This window comes from Gluconobacter albidus, from assembly GCF_002723915.1.
In the GTDB taxonomy this organism is placed as follows: domain Bacteria; phylum Pseudomonadota; class Alphaproteobacteria; order Acetobacterales; family Acetobacteraceae; genus Gluconobacter; species Gluconobacter albidus.
In genome coordinates this window covers 572,990-593,633 of record NZ_BEWL01000001.1, presented here as the reverse complement: position 1 = coordinate 593,633, position 20,644 = coordinate 572,990, and the positions used below count along the sequence as shown (strand labels likewise).

Annotated in this window: 25 protein-coding genes and 1 tRNA gene; 18 read left to right on the top strand and 8 right to left on the bottom strand. The window is 57.7% G+C overall.

From position 1 onward, the window contains the following. Positions 1-59: 59 nt before the first annotated feature. From GAL01_RS02820 to GAL01_RS02795, 6 genes are all read left to right on the top strand, one after another. Complete coding sequence (locus tag GAL01_RS02820; RefSeq protein ID WP_062030428.1) at positions 60-602, top strand: RrF2 family transcriptional regulator; 543 nt, start codon at positions 60-62, stop codon at positions 600-602. Positions 603-638: 36 nt separating this feature from the next. Then, positions 639-1,028, top strand: coding sequence for a cupin domain-containing protein (locus GAL01_RS02815; protein WP_062030426.1), 390 nt, complete (start codon positions 639-641; stop codon positions 1,026-1,028). Between the two features lie 19 nt (positions 1,029-1,047). Beyond that, positions 1,048-1,959 (top strand): NAD-dependent epimerase/dehydratase family protein, encoded by a 912-nt coding sequence (locus GAL01_RS02810; RefSeq protein WP_062030424.1) that lies wholly within the window; start codon positions 1,048-1,050, stop codon positions 1,957-1,959. 124 nt (positions 1,960-2,083) lie between these two features. After that, a complete protein-coding gene (locus GAL01_RS02805) occupies positions 2,084-3,115 on the top strand; it encodes a fatty acid desaturase family protein (RefSeq protein ID WP_062030422.1) in 1,032 nt (343 codons plus the stop codon). 58 nt (positions 3,116-3,173) lie between these two features. Beyond that, positions 3,174-3,779: a CatB-related O-acetyltransferase gene (locus GAL01_RS02800; protein WP_062030419.1), complete on the top strand. Its 606-nt coding sequence runs from the start codon at positions 3,174-3,176 to the stop codon at positions 3,777-3,779. 190 nt (positions 3,780-3,969) lie between these two features. Further along, on the top strand, positions 3,970-4,872 hold the full coding sequence (locus GAL01_RS02795; protein ID WP_062030417.1) for a fructose bisphosphate aldolase: 903 nt from the start codon (positions 3,970-3,972) through the stop codon (positions 4,870-4,872). A gap of 15 nt (positions 4,873-4,887) precedes the next feature. Here GAL01_RS02795 and GAL01_RS02790 read toward each other — a convergent pair whose 3' ends face one another. The 3 genes from GAL01_RS02790 to queE are packed head-to-tail and all read right to left on the bottom strand — an operon-like array spanning position 4,888 to position 6,790. Next, a complete protein-coding gene (locus GAL01_RS02790; RefSeq protein ID WP_062030415.1) occupies positions 4,888-5,415 on the bottom strand; it encodes a 6-carboxytetrahydropterin synthase in 528 nt (175 codons plus the stop codon). Continuing rightward, positions 5,412-6,146, bottom strand: a complete 735-nt coding sequence (gene queC / locus GAL01_RS02785) for a 7-cyano-7-deazaguanine synthase QueC (RefSeq protein WP_062030414.1) — start codon at positions 6,144-6,146, stop codon at positions 5,412-5,414. The genes GAL01_RS02790 and queC overlap by 4 nt, the downstream gene beginning before the upstream one ends. 2 nt (positions 6,147-6,148) lie before the next feature. Next, positions 6,149-6,790 (bottom strand): 7-carboxy-7-deazaguanine synthase, encoded by a 642-nt coding sequence (gene queE, locus GAL01_RS02780; protein ID WP_062030412.1) that lies wholly within the window; start codon positions 6,788-6,790, stop codon positions 6,149-6,151. Positions 6,791-6,924: 134 nt separating this feature from the next. On the opposite strand from queE, the gene GAL01_RS02775 reads away from it, so the two are divergent. After that, entirely contained in the window at positions 6,925-7,764 is an 840-nt protein-coding gene (locus tag GAL01_RS02775) for an ABC transporter permease (RefSeq protein ID WP_062030410.1), read from the top strand. Between the two features lie 4 nt (positions 7,765-7,768). Then, on the top strand, positions 7,769-8,539 hold the full coding sequence (locus GAL01_RS02770; RefSeq protein ID WP_062030408.1) for an ABC transporter ATP-binding protein: 771 nt from the start codon (positions 7,769-7,771) through the stop codon (positions 8,537-8,539). Positions 8,540-8,554: 15 nt separating this feature from the next. On the opposite strand, the gene GAL01_RS02765 is transcribed toward GAL01_RS02770, so the two are convergent. Then, positions 8,555-8,905 (bottom strand): DUF3147 family protein, encoded by a 351-nt coding sequence (locus tag GAL01_RS02765; RefSeq protein ID WP_062030406.1) that lies wholly within the window; start codon positions 8,903-8,905, stop codon positions 8,555-8,557. A gap of 75 nt (positions 8,906-8,980) precedes the next feature. Next, a tRNA-Asp gene (locus GAL01_RS02760) sits at positions 8,981-9,057 on the bottom strand. A gap of 200 nt (positions 9,058-9,257) precedes the next feature. Between GAL01_RS02760 and GAL01_RS02755 the strand changes: the two genes are divergently transcribed. The 10 genes from GAL01_RS02755 (at position 9,258) to GAL01_RS02710 (ending at position 17,522) form a co-directional block, all read left to right on the top strand. Then, positions 9,258-10,187 (top strand): retroviral-like aspartic protease family protein, encoded by a 930-nt coding sequence (locus tag GAL01_RS02755; protein ID WP_062030404.1) that lies wholly within the window; start codon positions 9,258-9,260, stop codon positions 10,185-10,187. A gap of 135 nt (positions 10,188-10,322) precedes the next feature. Then, positions 10,323-11,792, top strand: coding sequence for a methyl-accepting chemotaxis protein (locus GAL01_RS02750; protein WP_062030402.1), 1,470 nt, complete (start codon positions 10,323-10,325; stop codon positions 11,790-11,792). Beyond that, positions 11,792-12,061, top strand: coding sequence for a hypothetical protein (locus tag GAL01_RS02745; RefSeq protein WP_062030400.1), 270 nt, complete (start codon positions 11,792-11,794; stop codon positions 12,059-12,061). Before GAL01_RS02750 ends, GAL01_RS02745 begins: the two co-directional genes overlap by 1 nt. Continuing rightward, positions 12,058-12,417, top strand: a complete 360-nt coding sequence (locus tag GAL01_RS02740; protein ID WP_062030398.1) for a response regulator — start codon at positions 12,058-12,060, stop codon at positions 12,415-12,417. Before GAL01_RS02745 ends, GAL01_RS02740 begins: the two co-directional genes overlap by 4 nt. Further along, positions 12,414-14,462 carry a chemotaxis protein CheA gene (locus GAL01_RS02735; RefSeq protein ID WP_062030396.1) on the top strand — a complete coding sequence of 683 codons (2,049 nt, stop codon included), beginning with the start codon at positions 12,414-12,416 and terminating at the stop codon, positions 14,460-14,462. Before GAL01_RS02740 ends, GAL01_RS02735 begins: the two co-directional genes overlap by 4 nt. Before the next feature lie 2 nt (positions 14,463-14,464). Then, the gene (locus tag GAL01_RS02730; protein WP_167369338.1) at positions 14,465-14,887 is read left to right on the top strand and encodes a chemotaxis protein CheW; all 423 of its coding nucleotides are present in this window, start codon (positions 14,465-14,467) and stop codon (positions 14,885-14,887) included. Next, positions 14,884-15,741, top strand: coding sequence for a CheR family methyltransferase (locus GAL01_RS02725; protein WP_062030392.1), 858 nt, complete (start codon positions 14,884-14,886; stop codon positions 15,739-15,741). The genes GAL01_RS02730 and GAL01_RS02725 overlap by 4 nt, the downstream gene beginning before the upstream one ends. Next, positions 15,738-16,799 carry a protein-glutamate methylesterase/protein-glutamine glutaminase gene (locus tag GAL01_RS02720; RefSeq protein ID WP_062030390.1) on the top strand — a complete coding sequence of 354 codons (1,062 nt, stop codon included), beginning with the start codon at positions 15,738-15,740 and terminating at the stop codon, positions 16,797-16,799. The genes GAL01_RS02725 and GAL01_RS02720 overlap by 4 nt, the downstream gene beginning before the upstream one ends. Beyond that, entirely contained in the window at positions 16,796-17,191 is a 396-nt protein-coding gene (locus tag GAL01_RS02715) for a response regulator (protein WP_062030388.1), read from the top strand. Before GAL01_RS02720 ends, GAL01_RS02715 begins: the two co-directional genes overlap by 4 nt. Before the next feature lie 19 nt (positions 17,192-17,210). Next, on the top strand, positions 17,211-17,522 hold the full coding sequence (locus GAL01_RS02710; RefSeq protein ID WP_062030386.1) for a hypothetical protein: 312 nt from the start codon (positions 17,211-17,213) through the stop codon (positions 17,520-17,522). 4 nt (positions 17,523-17,526) lie between these two features. Here the strand turns inward: GAL01_RS02710 and GAL01_RS02705 are convergent, their stop codons facing one another. From GAL01_RS02705 to GAL01_RS02695, 3 genes are read right to left on the bottom strand one after another with little or no spacing between them, the layout of a single operon-like run. After that, complete coding sequence (locus tag GAL01_RS02705; RefSeq protein WP_062030384.1) at positions 17,527-17,907, bottom strand: hypothetical protein; 381 nt, start codon at positions 17,905-17,907, stop codon at positions 17,527-17,529. 47 nt (positions 17,908-17,954) lie between these two features. After that, a complete protein-coding gene (locus GAL01_RS02700; RefSeq protein ID WP_062030382.1) occupies positions 17,955-18,869 on the bottom strand; it encodes a 4-(cytidine 5'-diphospho)-2-C-methyl-D-erythritol kinase in 915 nt (304 codons plus the stop codon). After that, positions 18,866-20,641 (bottom strand): tetratricopeptide repeat protein, encoded by a 1,776-nt coding sequence (locus tag GAL01_RS02695; protein WP_062030380.1) that lies wholly within the window; start codon positions 20,639-20,641, stop codon positions 18,866-18,868. Before GAL01_RS02695 ends, GAL01_RS02700 begins: the two co-directional genes overlap by 4 nt. Positions 20,642-20,644: the final 3 nt, after the last annotated feature.

Below are 20,644 nucleotides of genomic sequence, written 5' to 3'. Positions count from 1 at the left end.
CCCGCGTTTTTGCGCGTTGATGCCTTGCGAATCAAAACGCGGACTTATATGGTCTGCGTATGGCACTTTATGGCGCAAGCACCGAATACGTCCTGCACAGTCTGTTGTGGCTCGTGGATCATCCCGGACCGGTCAGCAGTCTGGATCTGGCGGAACTTCAGGATATCCCGGCGGCATTTATGGCCAAGCAGCTTCCGAAGCTGGAGAAAGCCGGGATTCTGGTGGCTTCCGAAGGGCTGAAGGGCGGCTACAGGCTGGCCCGCCCTCCGGCGCAGATCAGCGTGCTGGACGTTGTGGACGCGGCGGAAGGCCGGAAGAGCCTTTTTAACTGTCAGGAAATTCGCGGGCGTTGCGTCCTGTTCGACGACACGCCGCCGCAATGGGCCACGAAGGGCGTGTGCAGCATTCATGCGGCCATGCTGCGAGCCGAGCAGACCATGCGCGAGGAACTGGCGCGGATTTCTCTGGCTGATCTGGCGGCGTCTGTCCGGGACAAGGCGGCGCCTGCGTTTCTGGGGGAGGCGCAGGGATGGCTTGAGAACCGGGCCCAGACGCGCCGGACCAGCAGGGTCAGGCAGCGGCGGAACCCGGACACGGTCTGAATTTTTCTTTCACATCCAATATCAGGAAACAGAATTATGCGTCGTTTTATTGCACTTGGCGCCTTGGCTTTGTGCGTCTGCACGCCTTCCCTTCGTGCCGCGACGAAGGTCACGCCGCTGCTGGCGCACGACCTGCCGGGCATTCCCGGAAAAGAGGGTGCGATGCTGACGGTGGACTATCCCCCTGGCGGTTCGGACCCGATCCATCGGCATAATGCCTCGGTGTTTGTGTATGTGCTGAAGGGCAGTGTTGTCATGCAGGTCCGGGGTGGAGAGGCCGTGACCCTGCATCCGGGACAGACCTTCTTTGAAGGGCCGGACGATGTTCATCTGGTCGGGCGCAATGCCAGCCAGACCGAGCCTGCGCAGTTTCTGGCGGTTTTCGTCAAGGACAAGGCTGCGCCGTTTGTCTTCCCTGCAAAGTAATGGCTGAAGGACAGAAGGCATGAAAATTCTGCTGGCCGGGGCAAGTGGTGCTGTAGGGCGTCCGCTGATCGCGCGTTTGCTGAGAGAGGGGCATGAGGTCTGGGGCATGGTGCGGCGTGCCGAAAATCTGCCCGTCATTCAGGCGCTGGGCGCGTCTCCGGTTGAGGGCGATGCGCTGGACCGGGCCGGGATGTTCGCTCTGCTGGATCGGGTGCGGCCGGATGTCGTGATTGATCAGCTGACGTCCCTCCCGTCCAGTCCGTTCGATCTGGCGCAGAGGCTGCCTGCGGATCGGGTGCTGCGTCTGGAGGGCGGGGGTAATCTCCATGATGCCGCCCGGGCTGTGGGGGTGCGGCGTTATATCCAGCAGTCCTGCGGGTTTTACCTGAATGGTGAGGGAGGACTTGCGACCGAGGAGTCCCCGTTGAGAACGGATGCTCCCGGCGGGATCGGGGAGAGCGCGCGGATGTATGAAGCGCTGGAAAAGCGCGTTCTGAGCGACGGCGTCATGGAAGGCGTGGCGCTGCGGTATGGGTTTTTCTACGGTCCGCGTACCTGGTACTGGCCGGATGGTGCGTTCAGCCTGCATGTCCGTAAAGGTGAGGTCCCCGTCATTGGCGCAGGGCGGGGCATGTTTTCGTTCATTCATGTGGATGATGCAGCGCAGGCAACGGCTGCGGCGCTGCGGGCGCCTGCGGGGATCTACACTGTGGTCGATGATGAGCCGACGGAATTCTCCCGATGGCTGCCCGCCTATGCAAGGTGGGTCGGGGCGGCGCCTCCAGGGCATCTTGCAGAAGACGACGCGGTCCTGCGTCTGGGCGAAGAGGCAGTCTATTATCAGAATGATCTGAGCGGGGCGTCCAATCAGCGGGCCAGAAGTTTTCTGGGTCTTGAGCCTAAAAATACACCCTGGCTGGAAGAAATATGAAACGGCGATGTAATGTTATGAATTATTAAATAATTATTGCATGTTACAAATCTTAAATTCTTATCTTATTGATAATATTTTGCTCCTGTATTATTGAGATAGATAAAATAATTTATGGAATATCATGACAGGTTTCGGGGAAAATAAACTGGAAACGTCAGGATGTTCCGACGAGACAGCGCGATCGGTCCGGAAATATCAGGGCTCGCATTTCTGGACCAGCCTGTTTCAGGTCCTGTCAACCATTAGTCTGCTTCTGCTGTGTTATGTGCTGATCTATGCGGGGTTGATGCGGGGCTGGTGGTGGTCTCTGGTACTCACACCACTGGCATCGGGCCTGTCCATCCGGACGTTTGTCCTTCAGCATGACTGCGGGCACGGATCGCTGTTCAAAAAGCGCTGGACCAATGACGTGACGGGCTGGCTTTGCTCCCTGTTGACTTTGACGCCCTATGACCACTGGAAAAAGCATCACGGGCTGCATCACGGGTCCTGGAACAACATGGATACGCGCGGGCGGCTGTCTGATCTGTATTCCGACTGTATTACCGTTGCCGAATACCGGAAAATGACGCGCCTGAAGAAGTTTCTGTACCGGATGAGCAAGAACCCGCTCCTGACGGTCTTTCTGATGCCACCGGTGATTTTCTTTATTGTCTACCGGTTTGCTTTCGATACGCCCCGGCACTGGATCCGCGAGCGGGCTGGCGTGTACGCAACCAACCTGTGTCTGGTGGCGATGTTCGGCGGGCTGTCCTGGCTGGTTGGATGGAAGCTCGTTCTGCTGGTCAGCTTCATGGTGATCTATCCGGCCGCCGTGACGGGCGTGTGGCTCTTTCTTGTCCAGCACAAGTTTGAGGGTGTGCAGTGGGCGGAGCATCCGCAATGGAACAATTATGATGCCGTGGTGACGGGGTGTTCGTTCCTGCGCTTCTCGCGGATCATGCGCTGGTTCACGGGAGACATTGGCACGCATCATGTCCATCACATGGCGCCGGGAATACCGAATTACAGGCTGCTGGCATGTCATGACGCCCATCCGGCCTTTCAGAACGTGAAGATCCTGACCTGGCGGGATGGAATTCGTGAAGCCCGGAGCAACGTCCTTTGGGATGAGGACATGCAGGCTATGGTGGATCTCCGCTCGGTGACATGATGCCGGGGGGCGGACTCGGGTTCGTCCAGTCTGGCAGCAGAAGCTGGGAGTATTTCGCATGGCATTCGGAAATCGCGCATTTCAGGCCCTGACGCAGTATGCGCTTGCGTATCAGATTGATGAATGGGGCTGGCGGATCGGTCCTCATACCTATGGCGCCCCTGCTGTTCTTGAAGTAGGCGAGGCGGGGTTGATCATCGGCGATTACTGTTCGATCGGGCCAAATGTCACGATCATCCTTGGCAATCACCGCGCCGATCTGGTGAGCACCTATCCCTTCAAAACGCTGTCGCATTTCTGGCCATCCGCGGAAGAGGGGCAGGCCGATCATTCCAGCAAGGGGGACGTCGTGATTGGCAATGACGTCTGGATCGGGGCGCATGCGACCCTGATGTCCGGAGTGACGATTGGCGATGGCGCCGTGATCGCAGCGCAGGCGCTTGTCACGAAATCGGTGCCTCCATATGCGATTGTGGGAGGTAATCCGGCAAAAGTGATCCGCTACCGTTTTCCCGAAAGCATCATTGCGCGACTGCTGGCGCTGGCCTGGTGGGAATGGCCGGAAACGCTTGTGAAAGAGCGCTGCGGAGCGCTGATGAGCGACGATATCGAGGCGTTTCTTGAGCTTTATGAAAATGCCCCGAACGTCTCTGAAGACGGCTGATCCTGATTTGGTGAGCGGGGAGCCGCTTCATCGGGTGTCGGGGCTGCGCTATGGTTTTCCGAACTGGTCGGGCAGGAACCATTCCGGGCATCGGCGCGATTGGACTGTGTCGGGAAACGTACTGCGAGGGGGTGATCCGTGAGGTCCTTCGAAAGCGGTGACGGTTCTTCCTGTATCGAAGGGAATCTTGATGAGCACCGCAGATAAGATGATGTCACAGATGGCGGATAAGGGCGGGTTTATTGCTGCCCTGGACCAGAGTGGCGGCTCCACGCCAGGCGCGCTGAAGCAGTACGGTATTGCCGAGAGCGAATATTCTGATGAAAGCCAGATGTTTGCGCTGATGCACGACATGCGGGTTCGGATCATCACGGCGCCTTCCTTTACCGGCGATAAGGTGATCGGGGCCATCCTGTTCGAGCGCACGATGGATGGGGATGTGAACGGTGAGCCCGTTCCGGCCTATCTGTGGCGCGAACGGGGCGTTGTGCCGTTTGTGAAGATCGACAAGGGTCTGGAGGCGGAAGCGGACGGCGTTCAGCTCATGAAGCCGATGCCCGATCTGGATGCCCTGCTGGCGCGGGCGGCCAAGCTGGGCGTTTACGGGACGAAGGAACGTTCCACGATCCGTCTGCCATCCGAAAGCGGCATCCGGGCCATTGTCCGGCAGCAGTTCGCAGTGGCCGAACAGGTCCGCAAACATGGGCTGGTGCCCATTCTGGAGCCGGAAGTGCTCATCAAGAGCCCGGACAAGGCAGCGTGTGAGCAGCTTCTGCATGATTATGTTCTGGAAGAGCTGCAAAAGCTGCCCGAAGACGCACGCATCATGCTGAAGGTGACGATCCCGGACGTTGCGGACCTGTATGATGACATCGCGCGTGATCCGCGGATGGTGCGGGTCGTGGCGCTGTCAGGGGGCTATCCGCTGGATCAGGCCTGCGAAAAAAAGCTGCGGCACAATCAGCGGATGATTGCGAGTTTCTCCCGCGCGCTGATCGGGGATCTGCGTCATCAGATGGATGATGCGCAGTTCGATGCAGCGCTGGGAGAGGTGATTGAAGAAATCTACGACGCTTCGGTCCACAAGGTCTGAGGCGTCCTCCGGACGTCAGGAAATACTGGCGTCCGCTTTGTTCCACCAGCACTGTTCCGGGGGTCTTGAAACGACGGGCAGGTAATGCTGCGGATTGCCGCCGAGGCGCACGGTGTTGGTGGGTGTTTCTTCCAGTTCGATCTCGTGAACGCGCAGGATGTCGCCCTGATCCGCGAGGATGGCGGTCAGTTTGGCGAGCATGAGGGCCGCCATGAGTTCCGTTGTCGGATCGCCGGGCGTCACAACAATCCGGCTGGCGCGTTCGGGTTCATGGGCGCGGAACCATGCGAGCAGCGGGTCCGTTTCCGAAAGCTGGAGCGCGTGATCAAGGCTGTTGTCCACGAAATGGTGCCAGCGCGTCTTGGCTTCGGCGAAAGGCAGGATCATGTTCGCGTGCCCGTCCAGCCGGGTCTGTTTGGCCGGGCGCAGCTTCACGCGGACATATTCGTTATGGCCATGCGGGATGGCGCAGCGTTCGCTGGCGCCCGTAATGAGCCTATGACCCATGCAGAAACGCCGGGTGAAGACGAGTTCGGCGGTCATGCGGCGCCTCCATGGCGGCTCTGCTGGTAGCGGCGCCATCCGTCGGCACGCAGGTTACAGGCCGGGCAGGTGCCGCAGCCGTAGCCCCAGTCATGCTGGTGGGTGCGGTTGCCCATATAGCAGGAATGGCTGTCCCGGTTGATGACGTCCACGAGCGTCTGGCCGCCGAGCTGCTCGGTCAGGTCCCATGTCTGGGCCTTGTCGATCCACATTAGCGGCGTATGCAGCACGAAACGCTGGTCCATGCCGAGGTTCAGCGCGACCTGAAGGGCCTTGATTGTGTCGTCGCGGCAGTCGGGATAGCCGGAATAATCGGTTTCGCAGACGCCGGTGACGATGTGGCGCGCATTGCGGCGGACGGCGAGAGCGGCTGCGAAGGTCAGGAAGATGATGTTGCGGCCCGGCACGAACGTGTTTGGCAGCCCGTTTTCGCTCAGTCCGATCTCAGCTTCGCGGGTCAGCGCCGTTTCGGACAGGGCACCAAGGGAGGCAAGGTCGATCGTGTGATCGTCGCCAAGGCGCGCTTTCCACTCCGGCGAAAAGGCGGCCATCTGTTCGCGTAGCGTGTCGCGGCATTCGAGCTCGATGGCGTGGCGCTGTCCGTAAGCATAACCGACCGTCTCGACGCGATCAAAGCGGGAGAGGGCCCAGGCGAGGCAGGTTGCGGAATCCTGGCCGCCGGAGAACAGGACAAGAGCGGTGTTGCTGCTGATGGCCGGGTTCGTGCTCATGGTCAGGGGATTCCGATCAGCTTGTGCGTCTGAAGCGACAGGCGCCAGCGCGGGTGGCGCAGGCAGTAGGCAACGGCGGCCTGTGTGTTGGCGATGCGGTCGGGGCCGTCCATCGGCTGAAGCCAGAAATGACGGAAGGAGAGTTTCTCGAACAGTTCGGGCGGCAGGTCGGGCTGGGGGTAGATCAGCTTGAGTTCCGCGCCGTCGGTCTGGACGAGCGTGCTGCTGGGTTTGGGGCTGACGCAGACCCAGTCGATTCCCGCAGGGGCTGCGATCGTACCGTTGGTTTCCACGGCAATCTCGAAGCCCTGGGCCTTTACGGCGGCAATCAGGGCATCATCAATCTGAAGCAGCGGTTCGCCGCCCGTGAAGACGACGTAGCGGCGGCCGCTCTCATCGGCGATGCCGGTCCAGCAGGCCGCGATGGTGGCAGCAAGTGCTTCGGCGGTATCAAAGCGGCCGCCGCCTTCACCGTTCGTGCCGATGAAATCGGTGTCGCAGAACGTACAGGCGGCCGTGGCGCGATCCTGTTCGCGGCCCGACCATAGATTGCAGCCCGCGAACCGGCAGAACACCGAGGCACGGCCTGTCTGTGCACCCTCGCCCTGGAGGGTCACGAACATTTCCTTCACAGCATATGACATGATCGCAGCATGTCGGCGAGGTTGGCGCAGGATGCAAGGGAAATCATCATCCCGGCCTGATGGTGTCATGCGAAGAGGGATGTTTCGCAGGCAAGGGGGATGGGCAGGGTCTGCTTTCATGGTAGGGAAGGCGCATGGAAGACATGAATGCCCGTTCTCCTGTTCTGACCCTTCAGCCCCTGCGGGGATGGGGGCTTGTCCGCGCCGCCTGGAGCGATCTGCGGGCGGGTCTGCGGCTGTTGCCGCTGGCGGCGACGCTCGGCTGGCTGGATATCAAGATGCGGTATCGCGGCTCCATTCTGGGGCCGCTGTGGCTGACGCTCTCCACGGCTGTCATGATCGGCGCGATGGGCGTTGTGTATGGCTTTCTCTTTCATATGGACCTGAAAGCCTATCTGCCGTTCCTGTCACTTTCGATCGTGTTGTGGGGATATGGCGGTACCGTCATCAACGACGCGGGAACGGTCTTTACGCAGAGCACGTCGCTGTTTCATGCGATGCGGATTCCGGTCAGCCTGCCAGTGGTGCAGGTGATCGTCAGGAATCTGCTGATTCTGCTTCATAATATGGTGGTGGTCGTTGCCGTGTTTGCGGTCTTCCATGTCTGGCCACAGCAGGTCTGGAGCCTGTTGTTCAGCCTGCCGCTGTGGATTATGGACAGCTTCTGCATCATTCTGCTGATCGGGATGCTGGGCGCGCGGTTTCGGGACATTGCGCCCATCGTGGCGTCGCTGATGCAGATCTTCTTTTTCGTGACGCCGGTGATCTGGAAGCCGGAACTGATTACGACCGGACGGCAGTATCTGCTGCTGGATCCGTTTTATCCGCTGCTTGAAATCGTACGTGCGCCCCTTCTGGGGCAGACGGTGGCTCCCGTCGTGTGGGAGGCGGCCATCGCGCACAGTGTACTTCTGTGGCTTCTGGCGGCCGTCCTGTTCTGCCGGATGCGGTCGCGCATTCCTTACTGGATCTGATCTGATGCCCGGGATTGTTGTTGATCGCCTCTGTATTGATTTTCCGCTGTATCATGGGCAGAGCCGCTCCCTGAAGCGCCAGGTCGGCAAGACGCTGGCCCGGTTTGCGCCGTCGTCGCCCTCGGCCCATCTGATGCAGGACCTGCGGGAGCGCACGATCGTGAGCGTGCTGCGGGAGATCAGCTTTACGCTGAATTCCGGCGAGCGGCTGGGGTTGATCGGTAGTAATGGCGCTGGCAAGACCACGCTTCTGCGTGCACTGGCAGGCATTTACGAACCTGTTTCGGGGCGCGTGCGACTCGAGGGAACGATGCGGACGCTGCTGGACAGCGGTCTGGGAATGAATCCCGATCTGACGGGGCGTGAGAATATTCGCCTCAAGGGGCGATATGAGGGGCTTTCACGTCAGCAGATCGCTCGGATCGAGCAGGACGTACAGGATTTCGCTGAGCTCGGTCCTTATATGGACATGCCCATGAAGGCCTATAGTGCGGGCATGAGTGTTCGTCTGGCGTTTGGCCTGGCGACGGCGTCTGCTCCGGAAATCCTGCTGATGGATGAGTGGTTTCTCGCGGGGGACGGGGTTTTCATGAACAAGGCCAAGGCGCGCCTCGAAGAACTCGTCCGACAAGCGGAAATCCTCGTGCTGTCCACTCATCAGCCCAAGGTCATGCGACAGTGGTGTACGCGCGTCATCTGGCTTGAGAACGGGCATATCCGAATGGACGGAACACCGGACGAGGTTCTGGACGTCTATCTGCAAGAGGCTGGCTAAGATAAGAGGTCAGTCTCAGCCGCCTGTACCGAAACGGGCGAGCGCCCATGTCGTGCAGAGATACAGAACAATCGTGAGGGCGCATCCTGTGGACAGGGCGAGCCAGAACGGCATGCCTGCCCGAAGCAGTCGCGGGATCAGCAGAAACATGGGCAGCGAAGGAAGCACATACCAGAATGTTGCTTCCGCATGACGGCTCATGACAACGCGGTCAGGCTTTTCCAGCCAAAGCCAGATCATGCCCAGCACCGACACGAGGGGCAGGGAGGCAATCAGCGCGCCAAAGCCCGGATAGCGGCGTGCAATGCCTGAGGCTGCGGCGATCAGGAGTCCTGAAATCAGGCATTTCAGAATAAAGAAAATCATACTCTTCCCTGAAGCCGGGGAGCATTTTCTTCAAGAATTTTTTTGGAAAGAATGTGGCCAACTCCATGAGAGGAGTGGCGCGAGTGACGGGGCTCGAACCCGCGACCTCCGGCGTGACAGGCCGGCGCTCTAACCAACTGAGCTACACCCGCAGAGGCACTTTTCAGTACCTTGGGACCTTCCGTCTGGAAGCTGTTTGGCTTCCTCTTGGTCGGTGGCGGTGATTTAACAGTCTGCCCTTGGGGTGACAAGAGGGTTTTTTCAAAAAAAACCTTTTGGATCAAAAAACTGCCTTGCCCGGCAGGAAGGGGGCGTGTCCTGTGTAACGGAACGATACAGGCGGGAGGGCCTCATGAGGTTGGGACGACTGGCTGCACTGCTGTTGCTGGGGGCGGGTCTTGCCGGATGCGAGACGGGTCCGCATCAGTGCAAGCTGATCACGAGCGGGAACATGCTGGTGCTGAATGACTGGGGCAGCCCGATCGTGCGGGCCGCGATCAACGGACATCCTGTTGCGCTTATTGTCGATACGGGCGCTTTCTCCACGACGGTTGGACAGAGTTTTGTCGAGCCTCTCGGCCTGAATGATACCGGGGCAACGGTGCTGATCCATGGTGTCGGAGGGCAGGACTATGGACGTGTCGTGACGATCGACACTCTGGACATGGGCAGCTCCAAAGCGACCAACATCGCCGTTGCCGGGGCGGGCAAGTTTGTTGGAAAAATTGCAGGTCTTCCAATTGTGGGGCTGTTCGGGCGCGATTTTCTCGGACGGTACGATACGGTCGTGGACATGCCTTCACATCGTGTCAGTCTGGTCGAGACGGAAGACTGTGAAACTCCCACTCCGGGATGGGAGGGGCCTGTCCATACGGTGCGGATCAGTCATATCTACAACGAAGGGCACAAGACCACTCTGGAAATACGCCTCAACGGCCATCCGACGGATGCGACGCTGGATACGGGGGCGGGAACGACCATGATCAGTCTGGACGCGGCGCGGGCGGCGGGTGTCACGCGTGCCATGCTGGAAAAAGACCCTGTTTCAATTGGATATGGTCTTACAAGGGACCCGGTAAAAAATTATCTTCATCACTTTGATACTCTTCAGGTGGGTGACATCGTTTTCCGCGATGTTTCTCTGAGGGTGGGGGAAGGGCTGTCCGATACGGATGCGCTTCTGGGTGCGGATGTTCTGAAGCATTATCGGATCTGGATCCCCCGCTACGGCAACCGGATGTTCGTGCAGCATGATGTCGATATTCCAGCGTCCCCTCGCTGAGCCAGCCTTCCTCCCCTGCGATTGTCTGAAGAGGCATTAACGGAGTTTCAATCAACTGTTCTCTAGGAAGGAAAGCATCTGGTCGGCTGTCTGTGGCCGGCGTGGTGTGATCTGTGTTTCTGGAGACGGCCTGGCATGTCCGACATACGCTCTGTTCCCATGCAAGGGAGTGTCCTGCTTCGTCGGCGGCTGCTCCTGGCATTTGCCGTTCCTGTGGTCGTCGGGATTAGTGGACTGGTCTGGGAACTGCAGGCGACCGGGGGCGCTGCCTTTCTCAGGCAGTCGCTTTTTCCTGAGATCACGCTGCTTGGACTGTTTGCAGTTTCTGGAATTTTTGCATTTGTTCAGGTGGCGGCTCGCGGAGATGCGCTGACGGATGCGGTCAGGCAGTTGGCCGCACAGGGAACCCTGCCAAAAGATACGCAGGAAGGCAGTCTGGTCCGCTTGCAGGTCATGCTGGGTGAGGCACGTACGAATTCCGAGAGAAGCGAAGTTCTGGCATCGCAGGCACAGTCCGCGCTTGCCGCTGTTCGGATCGAAGCTGAAGACGCGCGTCAGTCGGCCAAGGAAGAAGCTGCCGAGCATGAGCGGGTGATTGAGGTTCTGGGGAATGCCATGGCGAATCTGCGCGATGGCGAACTGGGATTCCGTCTCGAAGAGGCTTTGCCTGCCCGTTATGACCGGCTGCGACAGGATTTCAACGAAACGGCAGTGACCCTTCAGAAAGTGATGGTCTCGCTGAACGACAGTATTTCGACCATTTCATCGGGGTCTGCTGAAATTGCTTCAGCGGCGGATGATCTGGCCCGTCGCACAGAGCTTCAGGTCGCACGTCTTGAAGAGACGACGATTTCCGTCGGGAATGTGACAGAAACCGTCCGCAAGACGGCTGCGGCATCGGTTCATGCGAGCGAAGTCGCCAGCCAGACGCGTGATCGCGCCGAAAGGTCAGGAGAAGTGATGACGGCTGCCACGGCGGCCATGCAGGACATCCAGAAGTCTTCCATCCACATCGCACAGATTCTCGGACTGATCGACGATATCGCTTTTCAGACCAATCTGCTGGCGCTGAATGCGGGCGTTGAGGCCGCCAGAGCCGGGGATGCGGGCAAGGGATTTGCGGTCGTTGCGGCTGAGGTGCGTGCGCTGGCCCAGCGGTCAGCGGATGCAGCCAAGGAAATCAAAGGACTGATTACCTCCAGCGCACAACAGGTCAGTCGCGGCAGTTCTCTGGTTGAAGAGACGGGTGTTGCGATGAAATCCATCGTGGAAAACGTCAGTGAGATCAGTGTCCTGATCGGTGAAATCGCTACGGCGGCACGGAGTCAGGCGAATGATCTGTCGGAAATCAGTGTCGCCGTCAGCCAGATGGATCAGAACACCCAGCAGAACGCCGCCATGGTCGAAGAAGCAACGGCAGCCAGTCATAATCTGAGTGCTGAAGCCCGAGAGCTCGTTGGAAGTCTTCAGCGGTTCCATTTGCAGGATCATGGAGATGACGATCTCGGTTTCGAAAAAAAGGACACCATTCTGGCGCCGTCATCCCCGCAGTGGGGGGAGAATTCTTTTCAGACGTCGGATGAAGGCTGGGAGGAGTTCCGGTAATGGAGGCGCTCATTCTTCCTGAATTACTGGACACCAGATATTCGGTGGCGTTTTCGGACCTCCTGAAAAAGCAGGAAGACGGTTTTCTTCTGGATGGGGGGAGCGTGGCGCGTGTGGGAGGGCTCTGCTTTCAGCTGCTCGTTTCAGCATTTACGACCGCGCAGGCGTTGAACGTCCCTTTTGAAATCAGAAACGTTTCCGAGGGAATGAAAGAAAACCTTTTGCTTCTGGGTGGGGATTTTCTTCTGCAAGGGGCAGGTGAGGCATGAATATTCTGGTTGTTGATGATTCCAGAACCATGCGGGACCTTGTCAGCCGGGAACTTCGCAACGGCGGATATGAGGTCGAAACGGCCGAAGACGGCATAGACGCACTAGGAAAAATAAAAGGTTTTTCCCCCGCCGTTATCATAACGGATCTCAACATGCCGCGCATGAACGGGTTGGAGCTGACCCAGGCTCTGCGCGCCCAGGCCGAGACGAAGTTTGTCCCCATCATCTTTCTGACGACGGAATCCGGAGACGAACTGCGCCGTGCAGCACGTGAAGCCGGGGCGACAGGATGGATCGTCAAGCCGTTTGACGGCCCTAAACTGCTCGCTGCAGTAAGGCGGGTCAGCTCATGAGTACTGAAGAATTTACGGATGACATGGATGCGATCCGGCAGATTTTCTTTGATGAGTGTGACGAACAACTTGCGCTTCTTGAAGAAGAACTGACGACGCTCGGTGAAGAGTTAGAGAACGGAGAAAAGATCAATACGATCTTTCGGTGCGTTCATTCCATCAAAGGCGGAGCAGCGGCCTTTGGAATGGAAGAACTGGTCAAATTTTCTCATCTTTTTGAGAGCGTGCTTGACCTGTTTCGATCAGGAACTCACTCCGTCACAAACGATAGTGTCTCCACATTTCTGAAATGTAAGGATGCGCTGTTCGATATTGTTGCGGCTTTTAAAAATGGCGGGGGAGACTGTGAGGTCGCTCCTGATACGATTTCTGAACTTGAGAGTTATCTTCATTCCGAAACATCTGAGCCGGAACAGGCGCCTGAAGATGCCGAGATGGATGATATTTTCGGGATGGCCTTTGCGCCGGTTAAAATTGCAATCGATGCTCCGATTGAGCAGAATTTTTCAATTACCCTGACAGTAACTCCGGAATTTTACGAACGTGGCGATGATGTCCGGAATATTCTGATCGCGCTGGAGGGACTGGGACAGCTTCAGGTTAAGGTTGATACTGACCGCGTTCCATTGATTGGCGATATCTTCCCTGAACAGAGTTATCTGACGTGGAAACTCCTGCTGGTAACTCAGAAGTCACAAGTCGATATCGAGGAAATTTTCGAATGGTCCGGGGACGATCTGCAGGCGACGATTACGCTTGCCTCTGAAAATGTTGATGATGCCCCTGCACCTCTGCCCGTGGCAGTTGAAGAAAAAACAGATCCTCAGGTCAGAAAATCCGTTGACCGCAAGGATTCTGCGACTGTTCGTGTCGACATCCAGAGGATCGACAAACTCGTCGATCTGATTGGGGAACTGGTGATCAATCAGGGCGCCATCCAGTCACAGATGCGGCGTAACAAGGTTCATGGAGATTCTGTTCTGGGGAATGTCGTGACGGCGCAGGAGCAGCTTATTCACGAGCTTCAGGAAAACGTCATCACCATGCGGGCCTATCCTATCAAAACCGTTTTCCAGAAGCTGGGCCGGGTCGTGCGTGAAACGGCAAGACTAACGGAAAAGCAGGTTCGGCTTGTGCTGGAGGGAGAAGACACGGAGGTGGACAGGTCCATCCTCGAAAAGCTGTCTGATCCTCTGACGCATATGGTCCGTAATGCGATCGATCATGGCATCGAAAGTCCGCAGGTCAGGGCACAGGCTGGCAAGGATCCGGAAGGTCTGCTCAGGCTCAGGGCTTTTCAGCGTTCGGGACGGATCATCGTGGAAATTCAGGATGACGGTGCTGGTCTGGACCCTGACAGGATTTACGAGAAAGCCATCGAAAAGAAAATTATTGAAAGAGGGCAGAGGCTTGATCGGGACGAAATCTATTCCCTGATTTTTGAGCCGGGGTTTTCGACCGTTGCCGAGGTCACGGATGTGTCAGGGCGCGGTGTGGGAATGGACGTGGTCAAACAGAGCCTTCAGCAGATTAACGGCAGGATTTTCATCAGCTCTGCAAAAGGAAAGGGAACGACCTTTTCGATATCGCTGCCATTTACGCTGTCGGTTATTGAAGGAATTATTTTCAAGGCGGAAGGTCAGGATTTTGTTATTCCGGTAAATAACGTTCTTGAAACAATAATATTCGATTCCAGAAAAGCTTTTCATATAGGAGAAGGTAAATACGGATATCCTTATCGGGATGGTTATTTATCTGTAATTTACGCTTCTGATATTATCGGGGCTTCATCTGATGGGTTAAATCAGAAAATTTGCTTTGTTATAGAAAATGAAAATGAAGAAAAATTGGCATTTATTGTTGATAAAATCATTGATCATTCAAGGTTTGTAGTAAAAAATCTTGAGGACAACTATAGAAAAATCGCCTGTTTTTCGACTGCAACCATTCTTGGGGACGGGAATGTGGCATTTATTCTGGATGTTGAATTTCTGTTTGGTGAGCTTCTGAAAAAAAGAGAAAGTTCGTTGGAGGAAAGAGTATGATCATGGAAAAAGCTCTGGTCTTTTCTCTGGGAAACCAGGAATTTTCTGTTCAAATTTCTGCCGTGAAGGAAATCAAGGGATGGGCGAAGGCGACCCCGTTTCCCGCGGCTCCGGCTTTTGTGGAAGGGGTGGTCAATGTTCGCGGCTCGGTGATCCCGCTCGTGAACATGGCGCAGATGATGGGAGTTTCTGACAATAATGACGAGAAAAAAGCCATTATTTTTTTGAAAGACGACAAAAAGATCATTGGTTTTTCGGTTTCGAATGTCACTGACATCTCGGATATTGATGAGGAAGACTTCAGACCTCTTCCAGAGCTCTCCAGTGATAATCTCAAATATTATTCAAACGGGATTTTGTCTTTGGGTGGGCGTTTGGTTTTTTCTGTGAATGTTTCGTCGCTGTTTGAAGGAAGTCTGCAATGACAGTGATGGAACTACCGGACACGCAGGAAATATCAGATGAAAATTTTCGGATTATTGCGGGGATCGCAAAAAAATCTGCTGGGATTTCCCTGTCCGAAAAGAAAAAAAGTCTTGTCTATTCGCGGATTTCACGTCGCGTCAGACAGGAAGGATTTGGGTCCTTTGACGATTATTGCAATTTTCTCGTAAGCGGTGCGGGAGTTGATGAAAGAAATCATCTTGTTTCGGCACTAACGACGAACGTCACAAGCTTCTATCGTGAAAAGCATCATTTTGCGTATCTGGAACAGTTATTGCGCCAGAAATTATACTCTCGCGTTGAACGTGGTGAAGAACTCAGGATCTGGTCGGCCGCATGTTCGAGCGGCGAAGAAGCGTATTCGATCGCCATGACGGTCATGAAGTGTCTGTCCGCAGTTCCGGGGCTGAAGGCAAAAATTCTGGCGACAGATATTGATTCCGACATCCTCAGCCAGGCCAAACTGGGTAGTTATGATTCCGTGGAAGCTGAAGCTCTGTTTGAAGCTGGTGTTTTGTCATTCTGCCGACTTGAAAGAAACCGGGTCGTCATGTCTGAGAAAATTCGGGACATGATCCGGTTCCGGCGCCTCAATCTGGTGGAGCCTTGGCCGTTTTCATCGCGGTTTCACGCCATTTTCTGCCGGAATGTCGCGATTTATTTCGATCGGGAAACTCAGGATAGGCTCTGGGGCAACCTTTCGGCGCGAATTTTTCCGGGGGGCGAGCTTTATCTGGGACACTCGGAGCGTATCGCCCATCCTGAGCGTTTCGGAATGGAAAGCATCGGATATAATGCCTATCGCAGGGTCTCGTCCGCGGAGGTGTCTTCGTGAGTGGCTCAAAACCTTTGACGGTTGTTGTTGTCGATGATTCCCTGACGACACGCGCGCTGATTGCAGCAGCGCTCAAGCGTGATCTCCGCGTTAAGGTTGTTGGAACGGCTGGAACGCCTTTTGAAGCACGCGACCTGATCGTGCGGCTGAATCCCGATGTGCTGACGCTTGATTACGAAATGCCGTCCATGAATGGATTGCAGTTTCTTGAAAAGATCATGCGCCTGCGTCCGATGCCTGTGGTGATGGTGTCGGGGCGTCTTTCCAGTCATCAGGGGCTGGTGGAGCAGGCGCTCCGGATGGGCGCTGCCGAATGGTATTCGAAAATGGCGCTCGGAAGCGGAGAGGATCCCTTTGCCGGTCTGGGAGACGCGATTGTTCGGGCCGCCACCACAAAAGAGCAACCTGCCGTATCGGCAGGGGGCAGTCTGGGGGCCAGAGTTCTGGCGGCCACGAAAACCGGAGCTGTTGTTGGCATCGGTGCCTCGACCGGCGGTGTAGAGGCGCTGACGGATGTGCTCGAGCATTTTCCAAAGGATTGCCCCGCGACAGTCATCGTGCAGCACATGCCAAAGCAGTTTTCCGAAAGCTTCGCGCGCCGTCTGGACAGGATTGTGAAGCCTGACGTCAGACTGGCGGAAGAGGGCGACGTGCTGAGGCCGGGTCTCGTTTATGTCGCGTCCGGTGGAGAGCGTCATCTGCGTATTAGAGGTGGTGCACGGCCCGGGGAGTATGTCTGTCAGCTGGTGACGGCGCCACCCGTTAATGGGCATCGACCGTCTGTGGATGAGTTGTTTTATTCTCTTGCCGCCACAGTGGGAAAAAACGCTGTGGGCGTCATCCTGACCGGGATGGAATGCGATGGCGCGCAGGGTTTGCTGGCCATGCGCAATGCCGGCGCCTGTACGATCGGGCAGGACCGGGCAAGTTCTGTCATCTATGGCATGCCACGTGCTGCCTTTGAACTGGGCGCGGTGGACACCCAGCTTCCGCTGTCCGCCATTGGCCCTGCTATTCTCAACCTTTGTGAACGCCGTTCTCTGGAGACGTATCCATGATTTCCGCATCTTCCATGTCCGTGCTCCTCGTGGACGACCAGACTTCCATCCGCTCGATCCTGCGCAATACGCTTGCCCAGATCGGTTTTGTTCAGATTGCTGGTGTCCGGAATGGAGTGGAGGCTCTGGAGCATCTGAAGGGCAATTCGGTTCATTTGATCATTTCGGACTTCAACATGCCTGACATGGACGGGCTGGAATTGCTGAAGGCTGTCAGAAGCAATGCCCGTACTGCGAAAACGGGTTTCATCATGTTGACCGGACAGGCGAGCAAGGAACTGGTGCAGCAGGCCATTGCGGAGGGCGTGAATAATTTTCTGGCCAAACCGTTCACGGCCAGCTCGCTCAAATCCCGCATCGAAGCCGTATTCGGGCCGATCTGCGGTGCTTGAGGATTCAAAGGAGCTTCCGTTGCCGCAGGTTCTTGAAGGGCTTGGGGTACAGCTTGCCGTCAGTCTTCAGGAACTGCGGAGACTGGAGGCCGTCTGTCTGAAGGCTCTTCTGGGAGAAAATCCTTTGGAGTTGCAGGATTTCGACAGGATCGCCCAGGTTCTGGATCAGTTGGCGACGTGCTGTAACGGACTCAGCCGGGAGCCGGGCGTAGAAGCTGTGCAGGTCCAGCGGTCGGTTGTGGATCGTTTGACGATGGGAGAGATCCGTCAGCGTCTGCTGGCGGAAGCCCCTCAGCCGTCAGTAGGTTCAGGAGAGGTTGAGCTGTTCTGAGGGATCAGCTTGGTGTGCTGGCATCCTGGGGGTTGGAGCGGATCATGGTGCGCTGTTTTTGCAGGCCGCGAATGATCTGTTCGACGTCCTGGGGGCCAAAGACAATGCCGACCGGACCGTAGGCCGGATGCTGGAATGCCAGCATTGATCCTTCGGTCAGGGCGTCGATCTGCAGGGCCCAGTGCGTGGTGTAGACGGGGGTAAAGCGCGCGCCTGCAATCGGTGCCGGCGGGCGTTTTTCAATCAGGGCGGCATGGGCCAGACCCAAACTTGCGATCAGCTGGGACAACTGGGCTTCGTCAAGGGAAAGACTGCCTGAAACGCCGCTGCCTTCAAGAAAGGACAGGATGGCCGTCTTGCCGTCTTCGGAACGTGTGACCTGCATGCGTGGGGCTGTCATGATGTTCGGCTCCCTGCCCGGTTGTAATGTGATCAGGTTGAAGACCCAGTGTGGTGGAAGCCTCCCGCCCATGTCCACCAATTCAGGCGTGCACTTTGTTCGTTCAGGACACGGGCGGCGTTCATGGCGCTGTCGGGACTGGGGAAAATGCCGAAGCAGGTAGCGCCTGAACCGCTCATGCGCGCGAGGAGGCACTTGGGAAGGCTGGCGATGGACGCCAGAACCGTGCCGATCACCGGACACTGAGACAGGGCCGGGGCCTGAAGGTCATTGGTTGTGGCGTTCAGGTCGGCAACCATGGCTGCTGCGCTGTCCCAGCGGGTTGGAAGAAGCGCTTCATGCCGTTCCGTGATGCCGCCACCTGCGGCAAAGGCCTGGAAGACCTCGGGTGTCGAAACGCCGACGCCGGGATTGACGAGCAGAAGACCCGCATCAGGCAGGATCGGGGCCGGGGCGAGGATTTCTCCGATCCCCTGCATCCGGGCCGGACGCTGCGCGATGCAGACGGGAACGTCCGCTCCCAGTGTCTCTGCAATCGGGAAAAGTGTGGCCTGTTCCACGTCCCATTCCTGGGCCAGCAGGCGCAGCGTTGCTGCAGCGTCCGCGGAACCTCCCCCGATGCCGGAGGAGACGGGCAGGTTCTTTTCCAGTTTCAGACGAAAGGATTCGGTCAGGCCGTTGGCTGTCGTGCCGGCCTTGGTCTGGAGGGCGCGGGCGGCGCGCAGGACGAGATTCTGGCTGTCAGCTTCCAGCCCCTGACCGAAAGGGCCGTCGATTGTAAGCGACATCGTATCGGCGGGGCCTTCAAGCGTGATGCGGTCTGCGGCGCCTGCGAAAACCGCGAGGCTGTCGAGCAGGTGGTATCCGTCTTCGCGTCGGCCAGTGATGTGTAGGAACAGGTTGATTTTGGCGTGTGCCGTGCTCTGGGGTGCGTCTGGGAAGGTCATGGTTTCTGTTCGAAAGCTGCGAGATGGGGGCCGCCGTTCTGGAGCGCCTGAATCAGAAGGGCGCGATCCTGCGGCTGGGGGTTATCGTCGAGGGACTGGTTCCACTGGTCCTGCGCCTCGGTGTGCCGTCCGAGATACCAGTAGGCGACGCCGAGATGATAGCCGATTTCGGCATCCCCGGGTGCGTGTTCGGCGGCCTGCACCAGTATGGGAAGCGCGGTTTTGAGGTCCGCGCGGTATTTGAGAAGGGCCCAGGCGTAGCTGTCCTGAATGGAGGCGTCCGCGGGCTGGAGATCGACGGCTTTTTTCAGCATGGCGAGAGACTGCGCCTGATCGGCATCATGCTCGATATTGGCATAGCCGACGAAGTTCAGGACTTCGGGCTGGTCGGGGGCGAGTTCCAGCGCATGTTTCATGTCATCCTGCACCATGGGCCAGTTCCCGCTTTCCTGAGCGGCCATCGCGCGGCCCAGCAGGATGGGCCAGAGGATTTCCTTGCGAGGCGGCGAGGCCTTGAGGGCGCGGGTGTAGAGTGCGACGGCGTCTGTATGATGACCCCGCTGGTCTTCAACTTCAGCAAGCTGGATCAGGAATTCCGGGTTTTCGGGGCGCAGGGCCAGCGCGCGGTGCAGGGCATCAGCTTCCTGTTCGAGGTCTCCCGAGCGCAGGGCAAGGTTGATGCGCTCCTGCGCGGCCAGGGCGGCAAGGGGATCGGAGGGTGAGATAGTGTTCAGTTCGGCCAGGCCGCTGGTGATCTGGTTGGCCTCGCGGAAAGTATCGGCCAGAAAGATGCGCGCGATTGTCAAACCGGGATCAAGGAAAATGGCCTGTTGCAGGGCGATGATGGCCGGATCGCGCGGAATACCGTCCTGCTGGATGGCATCCGTGATCATGAGGGCCATCTGAAGGTTGAGCACCGCTCCGCCAAAGGCCGGGGTCGGGCTTTTCAGGTTCGGGAGGCTCTGCTGGAGTGGGCCGATGACGAGGGCGGCCAGCGGCGAGGTCACGCCCAGAGCGGCGACGGCGTCACTGGCCTCCTTGTGATGGCCATGCCGTTCGAGCCAGCCGCCATAGAGCCGCGCATAAAGGATCTGGAGCGTCAGTGGATCTCCGGATGCGTTTCCCGTGCGGCGATAGAGCTGTCCGGCGAGCAGGGGGGTGGGCAGGTGTTCCGCAACCATGGCCGCATGCAGGAGATAGAGCCTGCGGGTCGCGGGCTGGCCTGCGGCTTCCGCCAGCAGGTTCAGGGCCTTGTCGGGGTGGCCTTCGGCAGCGAGGCTCCAGCCCATGAGGACGGGTGCTGCGATCGTGACGAGTGGACCGTGATGGGGGCTGCGGGTGAGGATGCGGCGCATCGCGGCCCAGTCCTGACGGCCAAAGGCGTCCTGCGCGAGAATGAGCGTGCCGATATCGCTGCCGGCGCCCTGATCTGGAAGGGCATTGGCCAGTTTGACGGCTTCGGTCTGATGACCCGCCATGGCCGCATAGCGCAGCGCATCGTGTTGTAGCTGAAGGTTATGTGGTGCGAGCGGCAGGGCGTGGGAGAGGGCAAGATTGGCGGCGGGAACGTCTCCACGTTCCATCATGACCGTTGCCGCCAGCATCCAGCCGGTCAGGGAATTCTCCGGATTAACGGTGGGTTTTACGGCCGGAGGAAGTGCGGCCTGCGCGCTCCCTGTCAGGCAGCCGCCCAGCGCCAGGGCGGGAAGCACCAGACGGAGCGGGCGGGAAAATTCCTCGAATGATCTGGGCCAGCCGCGTGTGATCTGCATAAT

Bases quoted from the DNA above. Each gene is read 5' to 3' on its own strand.
- GAL01_RS02820 (WP_062030428.1), top strand. From the start codon at position 60: ATGGCACTTTATGGCGCAAGCACCGAATACGTCCTGCACAGTCTGTTG.
- GAL01_RS02815 (WP_062030426.1), top strand. From the start codon at position 639: ATGCGTCGTTTTATTGCACTTGGCGCCTTGGCTTTGTGCGTCTGCACG.
- GAL01_RS02810 (WP_062030424.1), top strand. From the start codon at position 1,048: ATGAAAATTCTGCTGGCCGGGGCAAGTGGTGCTGTAGGGCGTCCGCTG.
- GAL01_RS02805 (WP_062030422.1), top strand. From the start codon at position 2,084: ATGACAGGTTTCGGGGAAAATAAACTGGAAACGTCAGGATGTTCCGAC.
- GAL01_RS02800 (WP_062030419.1), top strand. From the start codon at position 3,174: ATGGCATTCGGAAATCGCGCATTTCAGGCCCTGACGCAGTATGCGCTT.
- GAL01_RS02795 (WP_062030417.1), top strand. From the start codon at position 3,970: ATGAGCACCGCAGATAAGATGATGTCACAGATGGCGGATAAGGGCGGG.
- GAL01_RS02790 (WP_062030415.1), bottom strand. From the start codon at position 5,415: ATGACCGCCGAACTCGTCTTCACCCGGCGTTTCTGCATGGGTCATAGG.
- queC (WP_062030414.1), bottom strand. From the start codon at position 6,146: ATGAGCACGAACCCGGCCATCAGCAGCAACACCGCTCTTGTCCTGTTC.
- queE (WP_062030412.1), bottom strand. From the start codon at position 6,790: ATGTCATATGCTGTGAAGGAAATGTTCGTGACCCTCCAGGGCGAGGGT.
- GAL01_RS02775 (WP_062030410.1), top strand. From the start codon at position 6,925: ATGGAAGACATGAATGCCCGTTCTCCTGTTCTGACCCTTCAGCCCCTG.
- GAL01_RS02770 (WP_062030408.1), top strand. From the start codon at position 7,769: ATGCCCGGGATTGTTGTTGATCGCCTCTGTATTGATTTTCCGCTGTAT.
- GAL01_RS02765 (WP_062030406.1), bottom strand. From the start codon at position 8,905: ATGATTTTCTTTATTCTGAAATGCCTGATTTCAGGACTCCTGATCGCC.
- GAL01_RS02755 (WP_062030404.1), top strand. From the start codon at position 9,258: ATGAGGTTGGGACGACTGGCTGCACTGCTGTTGCTGGGGGCGGGTCTT.
- GAL01_RS02750 (WP_062030402.1), top strand. From the start codon at position 10,323: ATGTCCGACATACGCTCTGTTCCCATGCAAGGGAGTGTCCTGCTTCGT.
- GAL01_RS02745 (WP_062030400.1), top strand. From the start codon at position 11,792: ATGGAGGCGCTCATTCTTCCTGAATTACTGGACACCAGATATTCGGTG.
- GAL01_RS02740 (WP_062030398.1), top strand. From the start codon at position 12,058: ATGAATATTCTGGTTGTTGATGATTCCAGAACCATGCGGGACCTTGTC.
- GAL01_RS02735 (WP_062030396.1), top strand. From the start codon at position 12,414: ATGAGTACTGAAGAATTTACGGATGACATGGATGCGATCCGGCAGATT.
- GAL01_RS02730 (WP_167369338.1), top strand. From the start codon at position 14,465: ATGGAAAAAGCTCTGGTCTTTTCTCTGGGAAACCAGGAATTTTCTGTT.
- GAL01_RS02725 (WP_062030392.1), top strand. From the start codon at position 14,884: ATGACAGTGATGGAACTACCGGACACGCAGGAAATATCAGATGAAAAT.
- GAL01_RS02715 (WP_062030388.1), top strand. From the start codon at position 16,796: ATGATTTCCGCATCTTCCATGTCCGTGCTCCTCGTGGACGACCAGACT.
- GAL01_RS02705 (WP_062030384.1), bottom strand. From the start codon at position 17,907: ATGCAGGTCACACGTTCCGAAGACGGCAAGACGGCCATCCTGTCCTTT.
- GAL01_RS02700 (WP_062030382.1), bottom strand. From the start codon at position 18,869: ATGACCTTCCCAGACGCACCCCAGAGCACGGCACACGCCAAAATCAAC.
- GAL01_RS02695 (WP_062030380.1), bottom strand. From the start codon at position 20,641: ATGCAGATCACACGCGGCTGGCCCAGATCATTCGAGGAATTTTCCCGC.